The following is a 6647-nucleotide window of genomic DNA, read 5'->3' on the forward strand; positions in this document are numbered from 1 at the left end:
GCGCTCCTGAGACGTCGGGCGTGGTGCCGTTGGTGGTGTCGGCGCGGTCACCGGAGGGCCTGCGGGCGGCGGTCGGACAGTTGGCCGACTTCCTCGAACAGCGGCCCGTGCCGAGTCTGGGTGACGTGGGGCGTGCGTTGTTGACGTCTCGTTCGGTGTGGGAGTTCCGGGCCGGTGTGGTGGCCGCCGACCGGGATGAAGCCGTGGCGAAGCTCCGTGCGGTGGCTGCGGCGGAGTCGGCCGGTGATGCGGATGGTGTCGTGGCCGGTTCGGTGCGGCGTGATGAGGATGAGCCGGTCAGGTCTGTGCGGTCGATGGTCGATCTGTGGGTGGCGGGTGGACCTGTTTCGGTAGGCGATCTTGCCGCTGTGATTCCAGGGTCCTCGGGACGGTCTGTTTCACTGCCGACGTATCCGTTCCAGCGGGATCGGTACTGGTTGACGCCGGGTGTGGGCGGCCGGTCGTTGGTCGGTTTGGCGGGGGCGGGGTCGTCGGGTCACGCGGTGTTGGGTGTGGTGGTTGATGTTCCTGGTGGGGTGATGCTGGCGGGGAAGGTGTCACTGGAAGGGCATCCGTGGCTGGCTGATCATGCGATCGCCGACACGGTGGTGGTTCCGGGCGCTGGGTTGGTCGAGTTCGCGATCGCGGCGGGCGACCTGGTGGATTGTCCGGTTCTGGAGGAGTTGGTGATTCAGGCTCCGTTGCGGGTTCCGGTCTCGGGTGGGGTCGACGTCCAGGTCCACGTGGGGGAGGCGGACGAGTCCGGGCTGCGGCCGGTGACGGTGCGCTCGCGTGTTTCCGGTGGCGGATGGGAGCGCAATGCCGAGGGCTTTGTCGCTCCGGTGGCTGTTCCGGTGGTTCAGGACGGCGCTGGCTCGGGGGCCTGGCCGCCGCCGGGCGCCGAACCGGTGCCCCTGGACGGCTTCTACGAACGCCTCGCCGACCAGGGCTACGTCTACGGACCCTCGTTCCGGGGCCTGACCGCGGTCTGGACCCGGGAAGGGGAGATGTTCGGCGAGGTCACCCTCCCCGAGAGCGCCGACCCGGCCGGATACGGGATCCACCCGGCTCTCCTGGACGCCGCGCTGCACGTCTCCATGGCGGCGACGCCCCTGGGCGACACCGACGGCGCGCTGATGCCGTTCGCGTGGAACCGCGTCGCCCTCCACGCCACCGCCGCCACCGCCCTTAGGATCCGCGTCACCCCCGGCCCTGGCGGGCTGAAGATGGACCTGGCCGACACAGCGGGCGAGCCGGTCCTGACGCTGGGGGCTCTCGCCTCACGACCTTTCACCGCCACCGATATCAACGCTCCCGCCGCCCCCGCCCGTGGCGCGTTGTTCGCCGTCGAATGGTCCCCTCTCCCCGTCCTGTCCGGTGACGCCCCCACGGCTCCCGGCGCCGGGACGGTGAACGGGGCGAGCAGCGCGGTGATCGCGGATGTGGCGGGTCTGCGGGCGCTGGGCGAGGACGTGCCGGAGTGGCTGGTCCTGGACACCGACCTGTTCGCTTCCGCTGGCGGTGACCGTCGCGCCGATACCGCTGACTCCGGTGTGGGTGAGTTGGTGCGGGTGCGGGTGGTGTTGGCGCGGGTGTCGGAGGTGGTGCAGGCGTTCACTGCCGGGTCCGCTCTTCGTGGGGCTCGGTTGGCGGTTGTGGTCCGGGGTGCGGGTGGCGACCCGGTCGCGGCTGCGGTCGCGGGGTTGGTGCGTTCGGCGCAGTCGGAGAACCCCGGCCGGATCCTGCTGGTTGATCTCGGGTCCGGGGCTGGGGAGCTTCGGGATCCGGTCAGTCTGCTGGAGCAGGCCGCTGCTGGTGCTGAGTGGGAGATCCGGCTGGGGGACGGGCCGGTCGAGGTGCCCCGGCTTGTCCGGGTTGTTGACGAGGATGCCCTGGTCGGGGGTGTGGGTGCGGGTTGTGTGGTGGTGACCGGCGGGACCGGGACGTTGGGCGGGTTGGTGGCCCGGCATCTGGTCGCCGCGCACGGGGTCCGGAAACTGGTCCTGACCGCACGGCGGGGCCCCGCCGCGCCGGGGGCCGACCAGCTCCAGGCGGAGCTGGAGGCCGCTGGCGCTGAGGTGCGGATCGTGGCCTGTGACGTGGCTGACCGTGCTCAGGTCGAGGCGTTGCTCGCCGGGCTTCCGGGGCCGCTGAGCGGGGTGATCCACACCGCTGACGCGCTGGACGACGCCGTCCTGAGCGGGCTCACTCCGGAGCGATGGGAGACGGTGCTGCGTCCGAAGGCGGATGCGGCCACGCACCTGGACGAGCTGACACGCGGGCTCGGTTTGGCGGCGTTCGTGCTGTTCTCCTCCGTCGCCGGGGTCATGGGCAGCCCCGGGCAGGGGGACTCCGCGGCGGCGAACTGCTACCTCGACGCGCTCGCCACCCGGCGCCGGGCCGCCGGCGAGGCCGCCGTGTCCCTGGCCTGGGGCCACGACGTCCCGGATATGACGACCCTGCTCGACGCGGCGCTCGCGGTGGACCGTCCGGTGCTGGTTCCGATGGTGCTGGATCTGACGGCGCTCCGCCGCCATGACGGGCGGGTGCCGGGACTGCTGCGGCTGCTGGCCGGCCCGCAACGTCGCGCCGCCGGGGCCGTGACCGGCCTGTCGGCGAAGCTGGCCGCGATGACGCCGGAGGACCGGGAGCGGTACGTGTCCGAGCTGGTCCGCGCCGAGGCGGCCGCCGTCCTCGGCGCCGGGGAGCAGGATCTGGTACGGGCCGATCAGACCTTCGGCGACGCGGGATTCACCTCGCTGGCCGCGGTCGAGTTCCGGAACCGGCTGATGGCGCTGACCGGGGCGAAGCTGCCGGCGACGTTGGTGTTCGACTACCCGACCCCGGCGGCGCTGGCCGACTTCCTGAACGCGCAGTTGGCGGGCACCGTCGCCGTGGCCGCGCCCGTCTCGGCACCGGTCCGGGTGAACGAGCCGGTGGCGATCGTCGGTGTGGGGCTGCGGATGCCCGGCGGGGTGGATGGTCCGGCCGCGTTGTGGGAGATGCTGTCCTCGGGCACGGACGCGGTGGGGGCGTTCCCGACCGATCGGGGTTGGGATCTGGAGGGTCTGTTCGGTCCGGACTCTGACGCCGCTGGGAAGTCGTCGGCCAGTGCCGGTGGGTTCCTGGCTGACGCGGCCGGGTTCGACGCGGGGTTCTTCGGGATCAGTCCGCGTGAGGCGTTGGCGATGGATCCGCAGCAGCGGTTGCTGTTGGAGACGTCGTGGGAGGCGTTGGAGCGGGCGGGGATCGACCCGTCCTCGCTGCACGGGCGTGACGTCGGCGTCTACACCGGCATCATCGAGAACGACTTCCAGGCCGCGGCCGGTGCGGCCCGGGACGTGGAGGGCTACCGAGCCACCGGCGGCGCGCACAGTGTGGCGTCGGGGCGGATTTCGTATGTGCTGGGCTTGGAGGGTCCGGCGGTGAGCGTGGACACCGCGTGTTCGTCGTCGTTGGTGGCGTTGCACCTGGCCGCCCAGGCGTTGCGCTCGGGTGAGTGCTCGATGGCCCTGGCGGGCGGCGTGACCGTGATGGCCGGCCCGGCCACCTTCGTGGAGTTCTCCCGGCTCGGGAACATAGCGCTCAACGGCCGTTGTAAGGCGTTCTCCGATGCCGCGGACGGCATCGGCCTGGCCGAGGGCGCCGGGATGCTCGTGCTGGAGCGCCTGTCGGACGCGCAGCGGCTCGGGCATGAGGTGCTGGCGGTGGTCCGGGGCAGTGCGATCAACCAGGACGGTGCTTCGAACGGGTTGACGGCTCCGAATGGTCCTTCGCAGCAGCGGGTGATTCGTCAGGCGTTGGCGAGTGCGGGGCTTGCTCCGGCTGAGGTGGATGCGGTGGAGGCGCACGGTACGGGCACGGCTCTGGGTGACCCGATCGAGGCGCAGGCTCTGCTGGCGGTCTACGGCGATCGTGGTGAAGGCGGTGAGCCGCTGTGGCTGGGGTCGGCGAAGTCGAACATCGGTCACGCCCAGGCCGCGGCGGGTGTCATCGGGATCGCCAAGATGGTTCTGGCGATGCGGCACGGTGTGCTGCCCCGGACGCTGCACGCTGAGACCCCGTCGTCGAAGGTCGATTGGTCGGCTGGGGATGTGCGGCTCCTGACCGAGGAGCGTGCGTGGCCGGAGACCGGTCGTCCGCGTCGGGCGGGGGTGTCCTCGTTCGGGTTCAGCGGCACCAACGCCCACGTGATCCTCGAACAGGCCCCTGACACTCCCGATGTCCCCGCTGCGGATGCGCCGGTCTCGGATGCGCCGGTCGACCCGGACGCTCCTGCGGTGCCGTTGGTGGTGTCGGCGCGGTCGCCGGAGGGTTTGCGGGCCGCTGCCGGGCAGTTGGCTGACTTCCTGGAACAGCAGCCCGTGTTGGGTCTGGGTGATGTGGGTCGTGCGTTGTTGACGTCTCGTTCGGTGTGGGAGTTCCGGGCCGGTGTGGTGGCCACGGATCGGGATGAGGCGGTGGCGAAGCTCCGTGCGGTGGCGGCGGTGGCTGCTGGGGACGCGGTGTCTTCTGGTCGTGTGGTGTTCGCGTTTGCTGGTCAGGGTGCTCAGCGTGCGGGAATGGGTCGGGATCTGTGTGTGGCGTTCCCGGTGTTCGCGGCTGCGTTCGACGAGGTGTGCGCGGCGTTGGACGCCGAGTTGAGCGGGGTGGCGGAGTTCCCCTTGCGGGAGGTGGCGTTCGCTGATCCGGGTTCGGATCTGGCGGGCCTGTTGGATCAGACGCTGTACACGCAGTCGGTGTTGTTCGCCTTTGAGGTCGCGTTGTGGCGTTTGGTGCAGTCGTGGGGTGTTCGTGCGGATGTGTTGGTGGGTCATTCGATTGGTGAGTTGGCTGCGGCGTTCGCGGCCGGGGTGTGGTCCTTGGAGGATGCTGCGCGTCTGGTGGCTGCCAGGGCTCGTTTGATGCAGTCGCTCCCGGGTGGGGGCGGGATGGCTTCGCTGGCTGTGGGTGAGGAGCGGGTCGCGGAGCTGCTGGCCGGTCGTGCTGGTGTGTGGGTCGCGGCGGTGAACGGACCGAGGGCGGTGACGGTCTCCGGGGAGCGGACCGCCGTAGAGGAACTGGTTGCTGCTGCGGCCGGTGCGGGGATTCGGGCGCGGGTGTTGCCGGTGAGCCATGCGTTCCACTCGCCGTTGATGGATCCGATGTTGGAGGAGTTCGCCGTTGTCGCCGGGAGTGTGGAGTTTCGGGAGCCTTCGGTGGCGGGGCGGCGGGAGTGGATGTCGCCGGAGTACTGGGTTCGGCAGGTCCGTGAACCCGTCCGCTACGCCGATGCGCTGGCTGAGGCCGGTGCGGGTTTCCTGGTGGAGATCGGTCCGGATGGGAGTCTGACGTCTCTCGCCCGGACCAGTGACCACTCGATCGCGGCGGTTGCGTTGTCGCGTCGGGGTGAGCCGGAGCCGGTCGCGGTGGTCGCTGGACTCGTTGAACTCTGGGCGGCTGGTGGGCCGGTCACGCAGGCTGCTCTGGCGGCGTTGATTCCCGGTGCCGCTGTCCCTGGTCGGGTCGTTCCGCTGCCGACCTACCCGTTCCAGCGCGATCGTTACTGGCTGGTTCCCGGTGCTGCCGCTGCTGGTGGGGTGGCCGGGGGTCATCCGTTGCTGGGCGCGGTCGTGGAGGTGCCCGGTGGGGTGATGCTGGCGGGGCGGGTGTCGTTGAACTCCCATCCGTGGCTGGCCGATCACGTGATCGGCGACACCGTGGTCGTTCCGGGTGCCGCGATCGTCGAGCTCGCCATCGTCGCCGGGGACCGGGTGGACTGCTCGGTGCTGGACGAGCTCGTCATCCACGCGCCGCTGCTGGTCCCGGCGTCCAGCGCGGTCGAGATCCAGGTGCACGTTACCGATGGCGGTGTCGACTCCGCCGGGCGTCGGCCGGTGCTGGTGAGTTCGCGCCTGGTCGGGACGCAGGAATGGCAGCGGAACGCCGAGGGCTTCCTCGCTTCCACCGCCGACGCCGCTGACGGGGCGGAGGCGGTGGTCGGGGTGTGGCCGCCGCCGGGAGCGCGCCAGGTGTCTTTGGAGGGTTTCTACGAGCGGCTGGTCGATGACGGCTACGGGTACGGGCCGCTGTTCCAGGGCCTGACGGCGGTCTGGGTGCGGGAGGGGGAGATGTTCGGCGAGGTCACCCTCCCCGAGGGCGCCGACATAGACGGATTCGGAATCCACCCCGCACTCCTTGAGGCAGCCCTCCACCTACCCATGGCCGCCACCCCGCCCACGGGCGACCCGCTCATGCCGTTCGCGTGGAACCGTGTCACCCTCCACGCCACCGGCGCCACGACCCTTCGGATCCGTGCGACCGAGGGCCCCGGCGGGCTGACGATGGACCTGGCCGACACTGCGGGCGAGCCGGTCCTGACCCTGGGAGCCCTCACCTCACGGCCGATCACCGCCACCGATCTCAACGCTCCCGCCGCCCCCGCCCGCGGCGCGATGTTCGCCGTCGACTGGACCCCTCTCGCTGGCAGCGGCGATGGCGGTGCGGCCGGGCCGAACAGCGCGGTGATCGCGGATGTGGCGGGTTTGAAGGCGTTGGGTGAGGACGTGCCGGAGTGGCTGGTCCTGGACGCGGACCTGTTCGCTTCCGCTGGTGGCGACCGTCGCGCTGATGCGGCTGGCTCCGGTGTGGGTGAGTTGGTGCGGGTA

1 protein-coding gene is annotated in these 6647 nt (G+C 70.9%); it reads left to right on the forward strand.

All coding sequences use genetic code 11. The annotated features are described in order from the left end of the window. Window positions 1–20 precede the first annotated feature (20 nt). On the forward strand, window positions 21–6647 hold a 6627-nt coding region (locus tag LO762_RS32095), incomplete at its 3' end, for a type I polyketide synthase (RefSeq protein WP_230620106.1).

It is taken from the genome of Actinocorallia sp. API 0066, assembly GCF_020991275.1.
GTDB lineage: Bacteria > Actinomycetota > Actinomycetes > Streptosporangiales > Streptosporangiaceae > Actinocorallia.